At 70.5% G+C, this 1936-nt stretch carries 2 protein-coding genes and 1 pseudogene; all 3 read left to right on the forward strand.

What is annotated here, in order from left to right; genetic code table 11:
* Positions 1 to 497: substrate-binding domain-containing protein (locus ABZ896_RS52615; protein ID WP_360946617.1), on the forward strand; the 497-nt coding region annotated here is incomplete at its 5' end.
* Between the two features lie 103 nt (positions 498 to 600).
* Positions 601 to 1797 carry a Gfo/Idh/MocA family oxidoreductase gene (locus ABZ896_RS52620; protein ID WP_360946620.1) on the forward strand — a complete coding sequence of 399 codons (1197 nt, stop codon included), beginning with the start codon at positions 601 to 603 and terminating at the stop codon, positions 1795 to 1797.
* Positions 1798 to 1811: 14 nt separating this feature from the next.
* Positions 1812 to 1936: pseudogene (locus tag ABZ896_RS52625) on the forward strand (sugar phosphate isomerase/epimerase); the annotation flags it as partial.

Raw genomic sequence — 1936 nt, forward strand, 5'->3', positions numbered from 1 at the left:
CCGGCGGCGTCCGCGAGGTCCACCGACTCCAGCGCGTCGGCGACCAGTTGGCGCCGCCTGGCCTGAAGAACTACCCGAACATCAAGAAGGTGGCCCGCCAGGCCGCCGACTTCACGGTCGAGTCCGGGCAGGCCAAGATGGCCCAACTCCTCCAGGCCCAGTCGCAGTTCGACGCGTTGTGGAACCACGACGACGACCAGGGCGTGGGCGCGCTGCGCGCCATCGACCAGGCCGGACGCGACGACTTCCTGATGGTCGGCGGCGCGGGCGCCAAGTCCGCCATGGACGCCATCAAGGCCGGCAACAGCGTGCTCAAGGCGACCGTCCTGTACCCGCCGACGATGGCCGCCTCCGCGATCGACCTCGCCCGGGCGCTCGGCCAGGGCAAGGGCATCGGCGGCCTCGCCGAGTTCGAGATCCCGTCCTCGCTGACGCTCTACTCGGCCGTGGTCACCAAGGACAACGTCGACCAGTACCTGCCGACCGGCTTCATCTGACCGGGCCGGGCCGCGCGCCCCGCGAAGACGCCAAGCGCCCCGCGAAGACGCCGCCCGCGAAGACAGCGACGAGTCAGTGACACTCCGACGAGGAGGAATCCGTATGGAACAGAGGGACGGTCGGACCGCAGCGCCGGCACTCGGTGTGGGGATGGTCGGTTACGCGTTCATGGGCGCCGCGCACTCACAGGGGTGGCGCACCGTGGGTCACGTCTTCGACCTGCCGCTGCGGCCGGTTCTCGCCGCGATCGCCGGCCGCGACGCGCACGGCGTGCGGGCGGCCGCCGACAAGCACGGCTGGGCCGCGACGGAGACCGACTGGCGTGCCCTCGTGGCCCGCGACGACGTCCAACTCGTCGACATCTGCACACCGGGCGACAGCCATGCGGAGATCGCGATCGCGGCGCTGGAGGCGGGCAAGCACGTGCTGTGCGAGAAGCCGCTGGCCAACTCGGTCGCTGAGGCGGAGGCCATGGTCGCGGCCGCGGAACAGGCGCATGAGCGCGGCCAGTTGGCGATGGTGGGCTTCAACTACCGGCGCGTACCCGCCCTCACCTACGCCCGTCGGCTCATCGCCGACGGCAGGCTCGGCACGCTGCGCCATGTGCGGGTCAGTTATCTCCAGGACTGGCTCGTCGACCCCGACTTCCCGCTGACGTGGCGACTGCAACGGGAGCACGCCGGGTCGGGAGCGCTCGGAGACCTCGGCGCGCACATCGTCGACCTGGCCCAGTACCTGGCGGGGGAGCAACTCGTCGGCGTCTCCGCCCAGATGGAGACCTTCGTCGAGGAACGCCCGCGCCTCGACGGCGCCTCGACCGGTCTGACCGCTTCCGGCGGCACCCGGCGAGGGCCGGTCACGGTCGACGACGCAGCCGTCTTCATCGGCCGGTTGTCCTCGGGGGCGCTCGCCGTGTTCGAGGCGACCCGGATGGCTACGGGCCGCAAGAACGCCCTACGGCTGGAGCTGAACGGCGAGTCCGGCTCGCTCGCCTTCGACCTGGAACGCCTCAACGAACTGGCCTTCCACGACCACCGGGAGCCCCCCGCCACAGCGGGGTTCCGCAGGATCCTCGTCACCGAGCCCGAGCACCCCTACCTGGAGGGCTGGTGGCCGCCGGGCCACGGCCTGGGCTACGAGCACACCTTCGTCCACCAGGCCCGCGACCTCGTCCACGCGATCGCCGAGGGCCACCGCCCCGAACCCTCCTTCGCCGACGGGTTGCAGGTGCAGCGTGTGCTGGCCGCGGTGGAGGAGAGTGCCGAGAAGAACTCTGTCTACACGCCCGTAGCTGTCTGAGGAGGGTCCAGGAGATGCCACGACAGTTCACGCTCTTCACCGGTCAGTGGGCCGACCTCCCCCTGGAAGAGGTCTGCCGTCTGGCCCGGGATTTCGGTTACGACGGTCTCGAACTGGCCTGCTGGGGTGATCACTTCGA

It is taken from the genome of Streptomyces sp. NPDC047072, assembly GCF_040643855.1.
GTDB lineage: Bacteria > Actinomycetota > Actinomycetes > Streptomycetales > Streptomycetaceae > Streptomyces.